This is a genomic window from Aeromonas sp. 601039 (genome assembly GCF_049174415.1).
Lineage (GTDB): Bacteria > Pseudomonadota > Gammaproteobacteria > Enterobacterales > Aeromonadaceae > Aeromonas > Aeromonas veronii_A.
Window position 1 is genome coordinate 316,719 of record NZ_JAAKTL010000001.1, and the last position, 16,714, is coordinate 333,432.

16 protein-coding genes, 1 tRNA gene and 1 riboswitch are annotated in these 16,714 nt (G+C 58.4%); of the genes, 6 read left to right on the forward strand and 11 right to left on the reverse strand.

What is annotated here, in order from left to right:
* Positions 1-148: 148 nt before the first annotated feature.
* Positions 149-826, forward strand: coding sequence for a Crp/Fnr family transcriptional regulator (locus tag G5195_RS01380; protein WP_421235754.1), 678 nt, complete (start codon positions 149-151; stop codon positions 824-826).
* 68 nt (positions 827-894) lie between these two features.
* Here G5195_RS01380 and tsgA read toward each other — a convergent pair whose 3' ends face one another.
* From tsgA to G5195_RS01400, 4 genes are all read right to left on the reverse strand, one after another.
* A complete protein-coding gene (gene tsgA / locus G5195_RS01385) occupies positions 895-2,058 on the reverse strand; it encodes an MFS transporter TsgA (protein WP_421235755.1) in 1,164 nt (387 codons plus the stop codon).
* Positions 2,059-2,111: 53 nt separating this feature from the next.
* Positions 2,112-2,813, reverse strand: a complete 702-nt coding sequence (gene deoD / locus G5195_RS01390; protein ID WP_421205831.1) for a purine-nucleoside phosphorylase — start codon at positions 2,811-2,813, stop codon at positions 2,112-2,114.
* A 326-nt stretch (positions 2,814-3,139) separates the two neighbouring features.
* Entirely contained in the window at positions 3,140-3,721 is a 582-nt protein-coding gene (locus tag G5195_RS01395; protein ID WP_421205832.1) for a DUF1349 domain-containing protein, read from the reverse strand.
* Positions 3,722-4,086: 365 nt separating this feature from the next.
* Positions 4,087-4,176, reverse strand: a tRNA-Ser gene (locus G5195_RS01400).
* Positions 4,177-4,567: 391 nt separating this feature from the next.
* On the opposite strand from G5195_RS01400, the gene G5195_RS01405 reads away from it, so the two are divergent.
* Positions 4,568-5,524, forward strand: coding sequence for a L,D-transpeptidase family protein (locus tag G5195_RS01405; protein ID WP_216979181.1), 957 nt, complete (start codon positions 4,568-4,570; stop codon positions 5,522-5,524).
* Between the two features lie 39 nt (positions 5,525-5,563).
* The gene (locus G5195_RS01410; protein WP_323913161.1) at positions 5,564-6,553 is read left to right on the forward strand and encodes a DUF481 domain-containing protein; all 990 of its coding nucleotides are present in this window, start codon (positions 5,564-5,566) and stop codon (positions 6,551-6,553) included.
* A gap of 66 nt (positions 6,554-6,619) precedes the next feature.
* Here the strand turns inward: G5195_RS01410 and G5195_RS01415 are convergent, their stop codons facing one another.
* The 4 genes from G5195_RS01415 to G5195_RS01430 all read right to left on the reverse strand — a co-directional run bounded on the left by G5195_RS01415 (position 6,620) and on the right by G5195_RS01430 (position 10,859).
* Positions 6,620-8,035, reverse strand: coding sequence for a DASS family sodium-coupled anion symporter (locus G5195_RS01415; RefSeq protein ID WP_337072705.1), 1,416 nt, complete (start codon positions 8,033-8,035; stop codon positions 6,620-6,622).
* 244 nt (positions 8,036-8,279) lie between these two features.
* Positions 8,280-9,005 (reverse strand): MaoC family dehydratase, encoded by a 726-nt coding sequence (locus G5195_RS01420; RefSeq protein ID WP_337072704.1) that lies wholly within the window; start codon positions 9,003-9,005, stop codon positions 8,280-8,282.
* A 245-nt stretch (positions 9,006-9,250) separates the two neighbouring features.
* Positions 9,251-10,222 (reverse strand): 23S rRNA (adenine(1618)-N(6))-methyltransferase RlmF, encoded by a 972-nt coding sequence (gene rlmF / locus G5195_RS01425; RefSeq protein WP_337072703.1) that lies wholly within the window; start codon positions 10,220-10,222, stop codon positions 9,251-9,253.
* A 148-nt stretch (positions 10,223-10,370) separates the two neighbouring features.
* Positions 10,371-10,859 (reverse strand): C40 family peptidase, encoded by a 489-nt coding sequence (locus G5195_RS01430; RefSeq protein ID WP_421172010.1) that lies wholly within the window; start codon positions 10,857-10,859, stop codon positions 10,371-10,373.
* Between the two features lie 275 nt (positions 10,860-11,134).
* Here G5195_RS01430 and G5195_RS01435 point away from each other — a divergent pair, with 275 nt between their 5' ends.
* Both G5195_RS01435 and G5195_RS01440 read left to right on the forward strand, forming a co-directional pair.
* Positions 11,135-11,857: a 4'-phosphopantetheinyl transferase family protein gene (locus G5195_RS01435; protein WP_421235756.1), complete on the forward strand. Its 723-nt coding sequence runs from the start codon at positions 11,135-11,137 to the stop codon at positions 11,855-11,857.
* Positions 11,854-12,702, forward strand: coding sequence for a tetratricopeptide repeat protein (locus G5195_RS01440; protein WP_421222142.1), 849 nt, complete (start codon positions 11,854-11,856; stop codon positions 12,700-12,702). The genes G5195_RS01435 and G5195_RS01440 overlap by 4 nt, the downstream gene beginning before the upstream one ends.
* Before the next feature lie 156 nt (positions 12,703-12,858).
* Here the strand turns inward: G5195_RS01440 and G5195_RS01445 are convergent, their stop codons facing one another.
* Both G5195_RS01445 and ribB read right to left on the reverse strand, forming a co-directional pair.
* Positions 12,859-13,101: an Lpp/OprI family alanine-zipper lipoprotein gene (locus G5195_RS01445; protein ID WP_005334342.1), complete on the reverse strand. Its 243-nt coding sequence runs from the start codon at positions 13,099-13,101 to the stop codon at positions 12,859-12,861.
* 225 nt (positions 13,102-13,326) lie between these two features.
* Positions 13,327-13,980: a 3,4-dihydroxy-2-butanone-4-phosphate synthase gene (gene ribB / locus G5195_RS01450; protein WP_100654777.1), complete on the reverse strand. Its 654-nt coding sequence runs from the start codon at positions 13,978-13,980 to the stop codon at positions 13,327-13,329.
* A gap of 104 nt (positions 13,981-14,084) precedes the next feature.
* Positions 14,085-14,241, reverse strand: a riboswitch (FMN riboswitch).
* 259 nt (positions 14,242-14,500) lie between these two features.
* On the opposite strand from ribB, the gene purU reads away from it, so the two are divergent.
* Entirely contained in the window at positions 14,501-15,337 is an 837-nt protein-coding gene (purU, locus tag G5195_RS01455) for a formyltetrahydrofolate deformylase (protein WP_005344188.1), read from the forward strand.
* A gap of 79 nt (positions 15,338-15,416) precedes the next feature.
* Here purU and G5195_RS01460 read toward each other — a convergent pair whose 3' ends face one another.
* Positions 15,417-16,679 (reverse strand): DUF945 family protein, encoded by a 1,263-nt coding sequence (locus G5195_RS01460; protein ID WP_421235757.1) that lies wholly within the window; start codon positions 16,677-16,679, stop codon positions 15,417-15,419.
* Positions 16,680-16,714 lie beyond the last annotated feature (35 nt).

Below are 16,714 nucleotides of genomic sequence, written 5' to 3' on the forward strand. Positions count from 1 at the left end.
GCTCAATGAAAAAGCGCCTTCGGGCGCTTTTTTATGCTTCCAGATTGCACTTCTACACCAGTAAGCCCCACTTTGCGGTACAAAACTGGCATATCCGTATGCAAGGGTGTGTAATAGTCGTTTCTGTTTGGCGACGACTCGAAATCCCATGCAACTCAAACCCCTTCTCAAGGGACGCTTTCAGCCCCACTGGCAGGCCAGTCATGATCTTATCGTGCAGGTAGTGCAATCCTGCATCACGGAGCAGCATCTGATCCCCGAGGGGGAGCCCCTGATGCGTCAGGGGGAGCTATTGCGGGATCTGGTGCTGGTACCGGGCGGCCGCATCGCCATGGGCCACACCGCCATGAATGGCCGCCGCTTTCAGCTCGGCACCCTGGAGTGCGACAACCAGCTGTTTGGCGAGATGGAGTTCTTCACCGGCTACCGCTGCCAGCTCGACATCATCGCCGAGGAGCCGCTGGAAGTGGCCCGCATCGACGGCGAGCAGCTGGAGCAGGCGCTGGTCGCCCACCCCAAGGTGGCGCTCTTCTTTGCCACCGCCATTGCCATCGACTATCAGGACACGGTGGATATCTTCACCTGCCGCATGCTCTACCCCATCAGCTACAACATCGCCCTCGACCTCTATCACAGCCACTGCCACCACAACCCGGTGAGCGGCTTTCGCAAGGGGTATCAGGAGGCGGAACGCTTCGGCACGACCGACCGGGTCTACCGGCGGGCGGTGAAAGAGCTGATAGACAAGGGACTGGTGGAGCGCGGCGAGGAGGGATTGCAGATCCGCGATCTGGCGGGGCTCAGGGCCTTTCTGGAGCAGCCATAAGTCGCCGACTGAACAGCAACAAAAAAAGGGGCGGTCGATACCGCCCCTCTTGCTGTTTACTCTCCCGCTCAGGCGAGACAAGGCTGCGGCCGGGCCATGCGCAGTGAAGCCACCAACATGGCGAGGATCACGCCATAGATAAGCGGGATGGCGTACATCACCGCCTGCAGACCGATCACCTGCTCGAACAGGGCGCTGATGGCCGGGCTGAACATGGCCCCCGCGCTGCCGCTGATGAGGATGTAGGAGACGTTCTTGCTCGACGCCTGGCGCACAAACGACACCCCGTAGGCGATAAAGGCGTTGTAGAGCGCCGCGCAGACAAAGCCGTAACCATAGGTGAGGTATGGCAACTGGCTCATGTTATCGGTGGTAACGATGAGCGCCGTCATCCCCATCGCTAGGGTGATGATCACCAGCAGGAAGGTTCGGATCGCAATGCGGGTCACGATGGCGGTGGAGACCAGTGCGCCGAGCAGGGCAGCCGTCCAGTATTGGGTGATGATGTTGCCCGCCTCCTCGAAGGGGATGCCGAACTTATTCTTCACGAACATGGGCGCCCAGGTGAGGAAGGTGTAGAGCGCCAGCATGCCTAGAAAGAGCCCCAACCCGCCGCTGATGATGCCGAGGTTCCACTCCGAGTGCTCGTTGCCTGCGCTCTCGCCACCCGCCTCGCAGCTGCGGAAGTTGGTCAGCACCGCCACCAGCATGGTCGCCAGCGCCACCACACCCACCGCCAGATAGCTCCAGCTCCACGCCATGGCGTGAGTCAGGGTGTAGGTGGTGATAAGCGGGAAGACCACCCCGGCCACGTTGAAGGTGGCATCCTGCACCACCAGCATGGTGCTCTGCATCCGCGCCTGCCAGACGCTCACCACCAGCGTCCCTGCAATGCAGAGTCCCACCCCGCCACACAGGCCGATCACCGTCATGGCAGCCATCACCACATAGAGCGAGCCGGTCAGATGGAGCGAAGCCGCCGCCAGCGCGATCAGGCCGTAGCAGAGCAGGGTCATCCGCTTGAGCCCCACCTTCTCGATAAGGAAGAAGGCGGCAATGGTGCCCGCCAGCGCCCCGCCGTTGAGCAGGGAGAAGATGGAGGCCACCTGATTGACGTCGGCGCCGAACTTGGCGGCGATGGGGTCGATCAGCATGCCGAACTGGGTCGCAAAACCGGCCATCACAAAGTTGGCCAGGAAGCTGATGGCAGTGAGGGAGAGCTTATTGTTCATATTGGATCTCTCTTGGGGTCAGGGTGCGTGCAGGGGTGGGCGGACTGCGGCGCTTACAGCGCGGTGTGCAGCGCCAGCTCGATCATCTGGTTGAAGGAGAGTTGCCGCTCTTCGGCAGTGGTCTCTTCACCGGTCAGGCAGTGGTCGGAGACAGTCAGGATGGCGAGCGCCTCTATCCCCTGCTGATGGGCCAGCCCGTAGAGACCGGCCACCTCCATGTCGATGCCAAGCACGCCGAACTTCTCCAGCGCCGGAATGAGGTTTTCGTCCGGATCGTAATAGAGGTCGCCGGTGAAGATATTGCCCACCTTGACCGGAATCGCCTTCTCCTGCGCCTTGGTAAACGCCTTGTGCAGCAGGGCAAAGTCGGCCGAGGTCGCCATCTGGTAACCGGCGCTGCGCTTGGCATTGGTCGGGGAATCTGTGCCCGCCGCCTGCGCCAGAATGACGTCGCGCATCTGCACGTGGCGCTGGGTCGCTCCCAGACTGCCGATGCGGATGATGCGCTTGACCCCGAAGTCGTTCACCAGCTCGTGGGCGTAGAGCACCATGGAGGGGATCCCCATGCCGTGGCCCATCACCGAGATGCGCTGGCCGTTGTAATAGCCGGTGTAGCCCAGCATATTGCGCACATTGGTCACCTCGCGTGCATTGGTCAGAAAGGTCTCGGCGATATAGCGGGCCCGCAGCGGGTCCCCCGGCATAATGACGGTCTCGGCGAAATCGCCCGGGTTGGCATTGATATGAGCGGTCATGGTTGTTGTGCTCCAGTTTGACTCGTTTTATTGTTTTGATGTGGCCATCCTAGCCGCCACCCCACCTCCCCTTGCAGGACAAAAGTCCTGTTGTCCCGATCGAGATCCCAGTTCCGGTAACTTGTGTCTGCTACATCGCATACCGCATGCTTTTCGACGTTGCTTGCCAAGGCTTGCCCATCACAGCCACCCGCCATTCCCGACCTACCGGTGTAAAAAAGCGGGAGGGCAACGCCCCTCCCGCTCGATAGACCCTGCGAATGACGCTACAGGCCGACGGCATTGTTCACTCTGCCGGTTGACACGCAATGCCAGCCATGGGCTGGCTAGCTCAAATCATGCAGTGCCTTGCCCAGGGGCGGCGTGAGGCGCAGATCCGAAAAACGCACCACCAACCCCTGCCGCTCGGGGGTGCAGCACATCACCCCGATAAAGCAGCGCTCGCCTGGCGGGAACGGAGCGAGCCGCAGCAGTGGCCACACCTCACCATCGGTGGAGTATTGCAGACGCAGACAATCGGCCAGCCGGGTCAGGCGCAGCCAGAAACGGCGCGGATTGCCGCTGAAAATACCGGTGGCCCAGTCAGATCGCTGATTGGTGAGCACGCTGCCGATCATCGGTTGGGCATCGTTGTACTCTATCCCCGCTTTGAGCCAGTGCGCCTCGTCTTGCAGCAACATCAGCCCCGCCTGATCGTAGAGGGTCGTGAACTCCCCTTCGACACAGACCTGAAAGGTAAATTCCCCCTCGACCTCACAGCCATAGAGATGCCCACTGTGGCGCTCGAAACCATACCAGGTGCTGCGCCAAAAATCGGTCTGCTTGTCCGTTACCACCAGCAAGCCGTCGCTTGTTTTGTGCCATTCGGCCGGTTCATTGAGCCAGAACCATTCAAGCCCTTCCCTCATCCTCTTTTGCTCCTGTTCTCGCCATGTTTCCCGTTGTCACCGGCCCATAACACTCGGGCGCGCTCATACTATCGCTGGCCATTCGGCCACGAGCCCCAGCTGCGAGCGGCCAACCAAAGGGACTCCATTGTGTCGCCATCATGACTGGCGAGCAAGCCGTTGGGGCCAACCTTGCAACCGATAGGCGATCGGGCAAGTAAAAGGGGGCCCCTATTGCACGACGATAAGACATCTCGATATGGGCTCGAGTCGACTAACAGGTGGTCGATAGAGGGGACGCTTCAAGCCCGCCAACATCAGATGGCATATCAGGCATCACACGAAACGAAAAAGCCCAAGCAATTTAATTGCTTGGGCTTGGTATGTGGCGGAGAGACAGGGATTCGAACCCTGGGTGGCATTGCTGCCACAATTGATTTCGAGTCAATCCCGTTCGGCCACTCCGGCATCTCTCCGTGGGATGAGATTTTTACCCGAGCTGGACCGAGGATGCAATAAAAATTTCTTAGATATCAAATGGCTGAATCAGCTATCTGGGAGCAGGCTCACAATGCTTCACGCACGGCCTGCGTCGCGAGGCCACTCTTGTATGGCTCTGTATCCACCCGCTCGCACACCCGGCCATTATCCACGTCGTGATATTCCCCCATTGCCATGAGGCGCCTCTTTTTCCTGCTTGGCACTCAAATTTATGGGTGATGCCGATTTTGGCTGGTTTCCTATGTATCCCCACATCATTGCGGGTGCGCGGCAAGCTGGTAATCATGGGCTGATTGAGGAACAATCGCGCCATCCTGGCGGCTGTGTTGATGATGTTCCGCCCCGATTGAACTGATGGATCTCCTTATGCGATTGCCGAAACTCATCCCCCTCTCCATAACGCCCGCCCTTTCCCTGCTGCTGGCAGCGATCCTGCTCTGCGCCACGCCGGCAGAGGCCAAACGCTACCCGCTGCCACCTGCCGGGAGTCGCCTAATCGGTGAGCTGGAGGATTACATCATCCAGCAGAATGAACATCTGGAGCTGGTTGGCAAAAATACACAAATTGGATTTTTGGCGCTGCTTGAAGCAAATCCGGGTGTAGACCCCTATTTACCCAAGCCGGGCACCCGCTTGACGCTGCCCACCCAGATGCTGCTGCCTGATGTGCCTCGCGAGGGGATCGTCATCAATCTGCCCGAACTGCGCCTCTACTACTTCCCCAAAGGGAAGAACGAGGTCATCGTGCTGCCCATCGGGATTGGCGATATCGGCCGCGAAACACCCGAGATGACCACCACCGTCATCGAGAAGAATCCCAACCCGACCTGGGTTCCCGGCCCCATGGTGCGCAAATCCTGGCTGGAGCAAAAAGGGATCACCCTGCCCGCCGTGGTGCCCCCCGGCCCGGAGAATCCCCTCGGCAAGTTCGCCATGCGCCTTGGCTATGGCAAGCGCGACTACCTGATCCACGGCACCAACAAGGATTTTGGCGTTGGCCTGCGGGTAAGTGCAGGCTGCATCCGGCTGCGACCTGACGATATTGAGGCCCTGTTCAAGATTGTGCCGATCGGCACGCCGGTGCGGGTCATCAATCAACCGGTCAAGGTCGCCATCGAACCGGATGGTAGGCGCTGGCTGGAGGTGCACTCCCCGCTCTCCCGCACCGAAGAGGAGCTTGAAAATGGCGCCCCGCTGGTGCTATCTCCGGCCATAGAGAGCTTTATCAGTGCACCTGACGTGATGCAGGATGAGGTGACGGCGGCGCTGGAGAGCAAAAATGGCCTGCCCCGCCCCATCAGCAGCCAACTTGTCAGTGGTTAAGTCACCAGCGCCCGAGTCGCACCGGAGTCACCTTACCTCATGAAATTCCTGCCCCTCCTGCTCCTGTTGGTCTGTCACTCCTTGTGGGCCAAGGACATTCTCTGGATGAACAATGGCGATCGTCTGACCGGCAACATCGAGGAGGTGACCGAACAGTCGGTGCGCATCGCCCTTCCCTACAGCGGCGCAGTCACCGTCCAGCGAGAGGCCATCAAACGCTGGCGTATCGATAAAGAGGACAAACCCAAGGCGACGGCAAAGGGTGGGCTCAAGCTGTTCGAGGATGACCAGGATGAACGCAACGCCTGGCTCTGGACCGGCAGCGGCGATCTCAATGTCAAACTCAAACAGAATGACAAGCAGACCAACAACGTCAACCTCAAGTGGAAAAGCGAGCTGGCCAATCTGGACTGGCGTTACAGCTTCTCCGGTGAATACACCTATGAGACCGCTGACAACGTCACCGACAGCCATGATTATCAGCTCAACCCTACGCTGGACTACTTCTTCAACCAGCAGTGGTTCTTGCGTACCTCACTCGATGCCGAATATGACATGCTGGATAAAGATCGCTATCTCTACATGGACTATGGCTCGGGGCCTGGCTATCGCTTTTGGAACGACAAGCGCCGCCGACTGGAGCTGATGGCCCAAGGGGGGCTAAGTCGGCTCTACTTCCGTGAAGATAGCAAGATCACCGGCGTTTTTCTGGGTGAACGGGTCATAGACTACCCCTTCGCTGGCCTGAACTGGGATTATCGCCAACCTTTCTCCCTCTGGCAGGAGAAAATGGAACTGTTCAGCCAGGGGCGCTATCTGAAATATCTGGCACAACCCTCCCCCTATGTCACCCGTAATCAGGACCTGAAAGGCAGCATAGGGTTGCGCTACTACTTCAATGACCATCTGCGCCTCTCCTGGTCGAGTGAGCTGAATTGGGAAGATGCTGACATCCTTGTCGACACAGGCAGCCCGGAACCCCGCGAGAGCGAATTAAGACACCTGCTCAGCCTTGGCGTCAGTTTCTAGCCCCGGATCCCCAACACGCAAAGAGGAGCCAATTCGGCTCCTCTTTGCTTTAGGCAGACAGGCTCGCTAGATCAGCCCCCAGGCGGCAATCTGGTAGATCCATACCATCGCCAGCAGGGTGCCGACCAACCCCATGATGACGCCGATGCGCACCATCTGGTGACTCTCCACCAGACCGGTGGCGTGGGCCAGCGCATTGGGCGGGGTACTGATGGGCAGCGACATCCCGAGCGAAACCGAAATGGTGACCGCCAGGATCAAGGTGTGGCTGCCGCCCCACTCGGCCAGCTCCGGCATGCTGACCGCCAGTGCCGCCACCAGTGGCAGCAACAGATTGGCGGTTGCGGTGTTGGACATGAAGTTGGCCATCACCACTGCCAGCAGACAGGCACCAATCAGCACCGCCAGCGTGGAGTATTCGTGGAACGGAATGTGGGTGATGAGCCGCTCGGCCAACCCGGAGTCCTCCAGCGCCAGCCCCAGCGCGATACCACCCGAGACCAGCCAGAGCACATCGAGGGAGATCTTGTGCAGATCGTCCTTGGTGATGATGCCGGTGGTCAGGAACACTGCCACCGGGATCATGGCGACCACGTAGGAGCTCATGCCGTGCAGATCCCCCAGCAGCCAGAGTACTATGGTGGTGATAAAGGTGAGGTAGACCACCCAGGCGCGGGGGGTCTGCATAAAGCGCCCCTCAATCTTGAGATCCATCCGCTTGAGGGAACTCGGGAAGAAGCGCCCCAGCAGGAACCAGCCAAGCAGCAACAGCAACACCACAAAGGGCACCGCAAATCCCATCCACTGACCGAACGAGATGGCATGCTCGCCGGTCAGGTATTTGAGGGCCACTGCGTTGGGCGGAGTACCGATGGGAGTGCCGATCCCGCCGAGGTTGGCCGCCAGCGGAATGGCCAGCACAAAGCCGACTTTGGCCGGGTCCTTGTCGGGAAATGCCGCCAGCACAGGGGTAAGGATGGCCAGCATCATGGCGGTGGTGGCGGTATTGCTCATAAACATGGAGAAGGTGGCGGTGATCAACATCAGCCCCAGCATGACGATCCGGGGATCCTGACCAAACGGGCGCAGCAACACCCGCGCCAGATTGACGTCCAGATGGTATTTGGTCGCCGCAATGGCGAGGAAAAAACCGCCGAGAAACAGCATGATGACCGGCGAGGCAAAGGTCGCCATCACCTCGGTGGACTTGAGCAGCTCACCAAACCCCGGTTCGGCCTTGTCGGCAGTCATGAACCAGAGCCCCTTGTCGGAGAGCAGCAGCAGCTCCAGCACGATGATCAGCACCGAGGTAGCAAAGATAGGGATGGGCTCCAGGATCCAGCAGAGGGCGGCCAGCACGAAAATGGCCACGACCCGCTGCTCGATGACGGTGATCCCCTCCAGCGGGATCCAGTGGGTCGGGATCAGCAGGATGGTGAGGCTCAGCAGCAGTGGCAGAATAATCTTGTTATTGATGGGCACTATTGTCTCCAGGATCGGGAGTAAGAAGCCAATAGTGGCATAACATGCTATCGCCTCACGCGGCCAACTCGCCAAAATGAGAGCTGGCTAACTGCAGGGCGCACAGTTTTGTGAGTCATATCAAGCTGGGGTCGGCGCGCTATGGCTGACGCCTCAACCCTTGCAACAAACAGGCAAAAAAACGCGCCCGCTGTTCGTTGCACACGACAGCGGGCCCGTTTCACCATTCATGCCGATGAGGGGCTCAGAAGTAGATGCGGGTCACCGACTCGATGACGCAACCCGGGCGGCGGACCCCTTCGATCTCCACCTTGATCTCTTTGAGCAGCTCCAGCCCACCCTTGATGGGGGTGACCCGGGCCAGCTTGGTTCGGGCGCGGATGTTGCTGTCCACCTTGATGGGGTACGGGAAACGTACCTGATCCAGCCCGAAGTTCACCACCATGCGGGCGGTCGGGAACTCGGGGGTGGCCTCATCGACCGAGCCGGTCAACTGCGGCAGCAGCGCCAGGGTCAGGAAGCCGTGGGCGATGGTGGTCTTGAAGGGCGACTCGGCGGCCGCGCGCTCCGGATCGGTGTGGATCCACTGATGATCCCCAGTCACTGCAGCAAACTGATCGATCATCTGCTGGCTGACGTGCAGCCACTCGCCGACATGGGTCTCTTCACCAATGCGGGCCTGCAGGGCAGCATAAAGCTCGGCCGCCTCGGCCCCCAGCTCAACTGCGGGTTCCTGAGCCACGGCAGGCTGACCGTTGGCTACTTGTGCCACGGTTGCTGCATCCTGTTGCTGCTCGCTCTGGGACTCGGCTTGCAAGTCCAGCACACGACCCAGCAAAGGGTGAAGATGTGCCTTTTGCTGAAACTCACGCCAGTAGTCGCGGATCGCCGGAGAGAGCCAATCCTTGAGCTCAAAGGGGTGCTGCGCCAGAATTTCGCGCTTGCGCTTCAGAAAATCGACAACTTTCATCTACCGATCCCTATTTGATTCAATGCCTGTAAAGAGGTCTAACCAGTCCTATTTTATTAAAGTTTCAGCTGTAAGTGCAAAAAAATCTCGGCGTACACCTGTACCAAGGCGGAAGTAACTACTTACACCATGTAAACCAGCACGATCTACCAATGAGGAAATCGATTGCCAAAGATGCCGCCAGCAGGGGAAATTCGCGGGGCTCATCATGAAAAAAGGCCCTCATCGGGCCTTGTGGTGGGGACTCAGCGCGCGCTCGACCAGCCGCTACGCAATCCCTCCTCATCCAGAAAGGACCAGGCGAGGATCCGGCTCACCTTGTTGCCCTGCGCCATGTCGATCACCCGTACCTGACGCGCCCCCACCCGGCTCAACGCCTTTTTCGCCCCCGGCAGGTTCTCTTTTTTCGACACCAGCGAGCTGAACCAGAGGCACTGAGTAGCAAACTCCTTGCTCTGGGCAATCATGTTGGCCAGAAACGCCGCCTCACCCCCTTCGCACCAGAGCTCGGCCTTCTGGCCGCCGAAGTTGAGCACAGGGGCGCCTGTCACCTCCTTGCCCAGATTGCGCAGCTTGCGCTCCGTTCCCCTGCTTGCCTCCTCCAGCGACGCATGGAACGGCGGATTGCATAGCGTCAGGGCGAAGCGCTCCTTCGGCCCTATGATGCCGCGAAACACATGGTTGGGGTTACCCTGCAGGCGGCACTCAATCAGGTTGCCGAGTCCGTTGCTCTTGGCCAGCAGGGTGGCAGCCTTGACCGAGACCGGATCGATATCCGATCCCACAAAACGCCAGCCATATTCGCGGCAGCCGAGCAGCGGATAGATGCAGTTTGCCCCCACCCCGATATCCAGCACCCTCACCCCCTTGCCGGTAGGGAGCTGGCCTGCGCTCTCGGCCAGCAGGTCGGCCGCCCAGTGCAGGTAGTCCACCCGTCCCGGGATGGGTGGGCAGAGGTAACCGGCAGGCAAGTCCCAGTGGGCAATCCCGTAGTGATGGGCCAGCAGGGCGCGATTGAGGGTCTTCACTGCATCGGGATTGGAAAAATCGATGGTGCGGGTGCCGTAGTCATTGATAAAGACATGAGCGGCCAATTCGGGAGTTCGCAGGCAAAGCGCCTCAAAGTCGTAACCCGTCTGATGGCGATTACGGGAGTGAAGTCCGGATTTGCGGTCGCCCGACTTGGGGCCACCGGCTGATGGGATGCGGGGTTTCATGCTGAGCCTGCCGAAGAAAACGGGCCCACACTATAGTGATTTGACTCGGGAAAGTCTAAACGAGGGCAATAAAAAACCGGGCTATCGAGCCCGGTTCAAGTGAGGTTGGAAAAACAGTCCGTACTGCGAGCCGTTTGTCCAGCCTGACTCAGATATCGATCCGGCGAGCTTGCCAGAACTTGCTGCGCCAGTATTGGCTGTCCAGCTTGGAGCGGGTCACACCGGCTCGAGTCGAGGCGTGAATGAATTCGCCATTCCCGACATAGATACCAACGTGGTTGAGACGACGATTGATTTTGAAGAAGACCAGATCACCTTCGACCAGATCCTGCTTGGAAACGCGCGTCCCTTCGTGAACTTGAGAGCGGGTATCGCGGGGAAGTTCAATACCGACCGCATTGCGAAACACTTCACGGGCGAAGGCGGAACAATCGATACCACGTTCGGTTGTACCACCGTAGCGGTAAGGGGTACCGCGCCACTCTTTGTATACTGTCAGGATTTCATTCACATCGGGTGTCTGCGAAGCTTCCGGTTCAATAACGGGTTCCATCATGGAAACTTCGATCTTGCTCGCGACCTCGGGTTGGGGTGCCGAAGCACAACCCGCCATTCCGAGCGCGACCAGCAGTAGCATCAGGTAGCGCAATCCTTTATCCCCGCAAAATAGTAAATCTTGTTAAAATACGGCCCCAAAGGGCAATTTATAAGGCAACAGCACCCGACTATATCCAAGAATTCTATCGAGGCAAGTGAAAATCCCTATCAAGCTCACATTTTTGCAAGGAAATGCACGATTTTTCATAATTAATGTGATCATGCCCAAACAATATACAATCGCAAAAAGGACCTTTGGCCTCATAGATAACTGGCTTTTATCCCTGCTTCAGCACCTTTTTAAAGTGAAAAATCATGATCGAAACCGATCTTTTTTTGTTAAAACCAGCCAGGGTATGCCAGGCACTGCTTGCTCAATTGCCTGAATGGTTGTCAACCGATGAGCTGCATATCTGGCAAACCATGACCCATCCTGAACGGCGTCAGGAATATCTGGTGAGCCGCGCCCTGCTGCGCCAGCTGTTGTCCGAGAGGCTGCAACGCCCTGCCGCCAGCCTGCAATTTTGCAACGGCCCCCACGGCAAGCCCCGACTGCATGATGATGCTTGGCAGTTCAATCTGAGCCACAGTGGCAGCTGGCTGGTGTTGGCGCTCTGCCCGCAGGGGCAGCTTGGGGTGGATATCGAACTGGGCAAACGGCGGCATCACCCCCTCCCCCTGGCCCGCCGGTTTTATGCACAGAGTGAATATGAGTGGCTCTGCGCGCTGCCTGCTCCAGAGCAGGAGAGTGCCTTCTACCGGCTCTGGTCACGCAAGGAGGCGGTACTGAAAGCCCACGGTGGCGGCATAGCGGCGGGGCTGGAGAAGGTGCGGTTTCTCCCGGATGAAGGGTGGCGACTCGACAACCGGTTGGATGACACCCCTTATCAGGTACAGGATTGGCCCTTTGCCAGCGGCTGGCTCAGTCTCGCGGCGGCGGCAACCCCCGTGACCTTTTACCGGCTTGATGAGCGCTTGAATTACCAGTCACTCAACCCCATGTTACTCAACACCCTTTCTGAAGAGTCCAACTCATGATCGTCGACATTACTCCCCAGAATTTTCACGCTGAACTGATCGATGCCTCCATGAAGAAGCCGGTCGTAATCTATTTCCATGCTCCGCAGATGCCGGAGTGTCAGGGGATGACACCGCTGATCGAATCACTGGTTGGGCCCGCCAATGAGCAGGTCACCCTGGCCAAGGTGGATATGAACGATCCCCAGTTTCAACCGCTCGCCAGCCAGCTCGGCCTGCGCGCCCTACCCGCATTGGTGCTGTTCCATCAGGGTCGCCCTGACGAACAGGGGATCATCGAAGGGCCGCAGGATGAAGCCACCCTGCGCCAGTATTTCGCCGCCTTCACCCCCAAAGAAGAGGAAGAGTTGCTGGCCAAGGGGCAACAGGCACTGGCTGACGAGCAGCCCAGCATCGCCTATGCCCATCTGACCAAGGCACACCAGCTGGCCCCTGAACGTCACGACATCAGCCTGTGGCTCATTCAGGCCGCACTCGACCTCAACCTGCTGGATGAAGCGCAGGAGCGCCTCGGCACCATCCCGATGGTGGCACAGGAAAGTCACTTCCATACCCTGAGCTCACGACTGGCGCTGGCCCTGCAAGCGGCAGACAGCCCGGAACTGCGCGCGCTGGAAGCCCGTCATGCAGAACAGCCTGATGATTTTGGTCTGGCACAAGAACTTGCTGTGCAATACAACCAGGCCGGCCGTCAGGAAGAGGCATTGGAACTGCTGCTGGCGATCCTCAAACGGGACTTGGCATTCGGCGAAGCCAGAAAGACCTATCTCGATATTCTCGCCACTATGGGTAACACACCACAGGCGCAGAGCTACCGTCGCAAACTCTATAGTCTGCTCTACTGATCGGAATCGAACTGGCTGGTAATGATGGGGGAGTGCCGGGAGACCGGCATGACCTCATGGGTCAAGTACGAAGAAGGTACTGTGGGAATAGTGGAGATACTGTGAATTTCAGGCAAAAAAAAATGGCGCAAAACTGCGCCATTTTTTTCGCATGGATTACTTCTTGTAGGAAGTAGCCATGTTGTCGATGCGCTGGTTAGCACGCATAGCTTCTTGCTTGGCTTCGGCAACATCAGCAGCGATTTTGGACTGATCAGCACGAACTGCGCTAACATCTTGAGCCAGTTGGTCAACTTTGTTAGACAGATTCTGAACGGAAGTTTCCAGTTCGCTGGTGTTTGCACAACCGCCCAGCAGAGCGGACAGACCAACAACACCTACCAACAACAATTTTTTCATTTTTAAAGCTCCCTTGAACTCGCCAGACGTTTAGCAAGCGGCGTGATTATGGCACAAAAAAATCCTACTTTGCATAGTCCCCACCACAGATAAATGCATTAAAACCCTCATTTTTTTTTGAATGAACAGTTTTTGTCCAGATTCGTCTAAAAAATGAGTGTCGTGTGGTGGGGGCACGGACAAAGGTTAACCAAATTTTTGCCTTATTACAATTTCGTATGAGGCTCAGGCTGTACGTTCTGACAACAATTGACGATATTGCACCAGATCCTCGATGGTCAGCACCGGCATTTGGTGCTTGCGACCGAACGCAACCAGGTCTGGCAGACGCGCCATCGAGCCATCTTCTTTGGTCAATTCACACAACACACCAAACGGTTTGAGGCCAGCCAGCTGCATCAGATCGACCGTCGCTTCGGTATGACCACGGCGGGTAAGCACCCCACCGGTTCGCGCCCGCAGCGGGAAAACATGACCCGGGCGATGCAGATCACCCGGTTTGGCGCCGTCAGCGATAGCCGCGCGGATGGTGGTGATGCGATCAGCCGCCGAGACACCGGTCGTGACCCCCTGCGCCGCTTCGATGGTCACGGTAAAGGCGGTCTGGTAGTGGCTGGAGTTGGCCTCCACCATCATCGGCAGTTCGAGCTGGCGAACCCGCTCGTCGGGCAGGCAGAGGCAGACGATGCCGGAGCACTCGCGGATCATCATCGCCATCTGTTCATTGGTCATGGATTCGGCGGCGAAAATGAGGTCGCCCTCGTTCTCCCGATCTTCATCGTCGGCCACCAGCACGCCGCCTCCGGCACGCAAGGCAGACAGAGCCGCTTCGACACGGGCAACGGGATCACCGAATTCACTGAGTAGAGACTGATTCATGGTAAAACTCCTAAACAAGACAAGGACCAGAATCAGGGCATGGAAAGGCAGACAGAGACGGGCATGCAGCGGCCAGCCCACAAGGGCCAACACGGCAAGGTCTGTCTTATCCTCTTTCATCCGGACTATGACCGTCGGCTCCGGCATCTCACCGGATCTGCTGACCCCGACCCGGCAATCAGCCAAGTCGGGCGCTCGCGGGCTCCCCGAGTCAATCGGGATACCGCCGGTGGGGAATTGCACCCCGCCCTGAGAATAAGCGCAGACAGCCTAAAGAAAAACGGTTGCAGATACCAGCCAAAATCCCCCGCAGGCTGAAAAGCGTTTCAACATTGCGCCCGGGATCCCGCTCTGCGGCCCGCTCGCCAGCACGAAAGACCATGACTGGCGAATTTCTTTATGGCGCGGATCGGTTTATGGCATAGTTCCCGAAACAAAAAAACAGGGCCCGAAAAGAGAGCCTGAACAACGCTGCCGGCGCAGACAGCAGCGCCAACACCACAAACGGAAAATGACAGAGATGGAAAAGAAAATACTGCTCACGGATTGCCCGGATGCCAAAGGGCTCATCGCCAAGATCACCAACATCTGCTACAAGCACCAGCTCAACATCATCAAGAACGATGAGTTTGTGGATCACGAGAATGGCCGCTTCTTCATGCGTACCGAGCTGGAGGGACGCTTCAACGACGAGACCCTGCTGGCCGACCTCGATGATGCCCTGCCCACCGGTGCCCAGCGCCGTCTGGTCAAGGCGGGCAAGAAGCGCATCGTCATCCTGGTGACCAAAGAGACCCACTGCCTCGGCGATATTCTGATGAAGAACTACGCGGGCGCGCTGGATATGGATATCGTCGCGGTGATCGGCAACTACGACACCCTGGCCGAGCTCACCGGCAAGTTCGATATCCCGTTCCACACCGTCAGTCACGAGGGTCTGAGCCGGACAGAGCATGAGGAGCAGGTTCGCGCCATCATCGACAGCTATGAGCCTGACTATGTGATCCTGGCCAAGTACATGCGGGTGCTGACCCCGAGCTTCGTCGAGGCCTACCCGCGCAAGATCCTCAACATCCATCACTCCTTCCTACCCGCCTTCATCGGTGCCCGCCCCTACCGGCAGGCGTTTGATCGCGGCGTCAAGCTGATCGGCGCCACCGCCCACTTCGTGACCGACGATCTGGATGAAGGCCCCATCGTCGAACAGGACGTGATCCACGTCGGTCATGCCTTCAGTGCGGACGACATGGCCAAGGCGGGTCGGGATGTGGAGAAATCGGTGCTGAGCCGCGCGCTGGAGCTGGTACTGAACGAGCGGGTGTTCGTCTACGGCAACAAGACGGTGGTCTTCAAGTAATTCGCCCACACGGCCCATATGCAAACGCCAGAAACAACAACGGCTCCCGCGGGAGCCGTTGTTGTTTCTGCGCCGAGTGTCAGAGCGGCAGATCGTTTACCGTCACCGCGCCCTTCTCCAGCTTCAGCTCGGAGGTCAGCGCTTGCTTGTCGGCCTTCAGATAACCCATCTGGGTCAGCTGATCGAGCATGGGGGCCAGTTGCGGCACCGCCTTGCCCAGCTTGTCGCTGAGGCTGGCATGCAGCACGCCGGAGAGGGCCTGCATTCCCGCGTCGCTGTTGAACAGCTGCTCCAGCGAAGTGGAGGCCAGCTTCACGTCCCCCTTCATGGTCACCGCCTCACCGTTGAGCTTGGCGCTGAGATCGGCCAGTTCAAGGGTCGCGCCACGTTTGAGCATCTTGTCCAGCGCCTGCTGGATAGCGGCATCTTCAACTCCCTTGCCACCGGCGGCCTGCAGCCCCTGATACCCTTCCAGATCCAGACCGTTGAGGTTGAGCGCCAACTTGCTGTCGGTCACCGCCAGGGTGTCAGTCTCGTTCTCCAGATCCAGCTTGGCAATTTTCATCTGATAGCTGCTGGAGAGGGTCTGGGCATCATCACCGGTCAGCTGAGTCTCGGTAGTCATCCCCTGCAGGGCAACCTTGACGCTGTCAGGCAGTTGTACCGTGAGGGCCGAGAGGGTCATCTCGCTCTGGGGCGAGAGGAGCACACCGCTGATCTCGGCAATGTCGGCACTCCCTTTCAGATCGGCAAGCACCAAGTCCATCTTGCTCTGCTCTTCATGGACCGTCATCCCCTGCCAGGTCATGGTGAGGTGACCATTCCCCTCCAGATTGCCGTGGAACTCGCCGCTCAGGGGCAGGAAGCTGAACTCGTCCAGCCCCTGTTTTACCTTGAATTCATTGGCCCAGAAACGGCTGCTGTTACCCTGGGTCCAGAGACTGGTGACCGACTCCAGACCGAGTTCCCACTGCTCCATGCCCAGTGCGGTGAAAACCGGCGCTAGCGTGCCATTATGGGTATCGAGCAGGAGGTGGCTCTTGATGTAGAGCGGCAGGATCTGGCTCTTGACCACCAGTTGCAACTCGATGGACTGACTGCCCTCCAGCTCGCTGTCAATGGCAGCCAGCTCCTCCGGCGTCACCACGACCTTCAGGACCCCGTCACGGGTGAAGAGGCTGCTGCTACTCGGCTGCCACTGCATATCGATACCGGTCTCTTGCTCTACCTTGGCGATCTGCTCCGCCATGATGTTGTCGAAGCTGTTGCCCGTGTACCAACACGCAGCCAGACCACCACCTACCAGTGCCGCACCCACGGCGAGGGCCACTATCTTTTTCATATATCCATGTGTCTCCAGGGAGTTGTCACTGCACT

Coding starts and splice junctions, on each gene's coding strand:
- G5195_RS01380 (WP_421235754.1), top strand. CDS start 149: ATGCAACTCAAACCCCTTCTCAAGGGACGCTTTCAGCCCCACTGGCAG.
- tsgA (WP_421235755.1), bottom strand. CDS start 2,058: ATGAACAATAAGCTCTCCCTCACTGCCATCAGCTTCCTGGCCAACTTT.
- deoD (WP_421205831.1), bottom strand. CDS start 2,813: ATGACCGCTCATATCAATGCCAACCCGGGCGATTTCGCCGAGACCGTC.
- G5195_RS01395 (WP_421205832.1), bottom strand. CDS start 3,721: ATGAGGGAAGGGCTTGAATGGTTCTGGCTCAATGAACCGGCCGAATGG.
- G5195_RS01405 (WP_216979181.1), top strand. CDS start 4,568: ATGCGATTGCCGAAACTCATCCCCCTCTCCATAACGCCCGCCCTTTCC.
- G5195_RS01410 (WP_323913161.1), top strand. CDS start 5,564: ATGAAATTCCTGCCCCTCCTGCTCCTGTTGGTCTGTCACTCCTTGTGG.
- G5195_RS01420 (WP_337072704.1), bottom strand. CDS start 9,005: ATGAAAGTTGTCGATTTTCTGAAGCGCAAGCGCGAAATTCTGGCGCAG.
- rlmF (WP_337072703.1), bottom strand. CDS start 10,222: ATGAAACCCCGCATCCCATCAGCCGGTGGCCCCAAGTCGGGCGACCGC.
- G5195_RS01430 (WP_421172010.1), bottom strand. CDS start 10,859: ATGCTACTGCTGGTCGCGCTCGGAATGGCGGGTTGTGCTTCGGCACCC.
- G5195_RS01435 (WP_421235756.1), top strand. CDS start 11,135: ATGATCGAAACCGATCTTTTTTTGTTAAAACCAGCCAGGGTATGCCAG.
- G5195_RS01440 (WP_421222142.1), top strand. CDS start 11,854: ATGATCGTCGACATTACTCCCCAGAATTTTCACGCTGAACTGATCGAT.
- G5195_RS01445 (WP_005334342.1), bottom strand. CDS start 13,101: ATGAAAAAATTGTTGTTGGTAGGTGTTGTTGGTCTGTCCGCTCTGCTG.
- ribB (WP_100654777.1), bottom strand. CDS start 13,980: ATGAATCAGTCTCTACTCAGTGAATTCGGTGATCCCGTTGCCCGTGTC.
- purU (WP_005344188.1), top strand. CDS start 14,501: ATGGAAAAGAAAATACTGCTCACGGATTGCCCGGATGCCAAAGGGCTC.
- G5195_RS01460 (WP_421235757.1), bottom strand. CDS start 16,679: ATGAAAAAGATAGTGGCCCTCGCCGTGGGTGCGGCACTGGTAGGTGGT.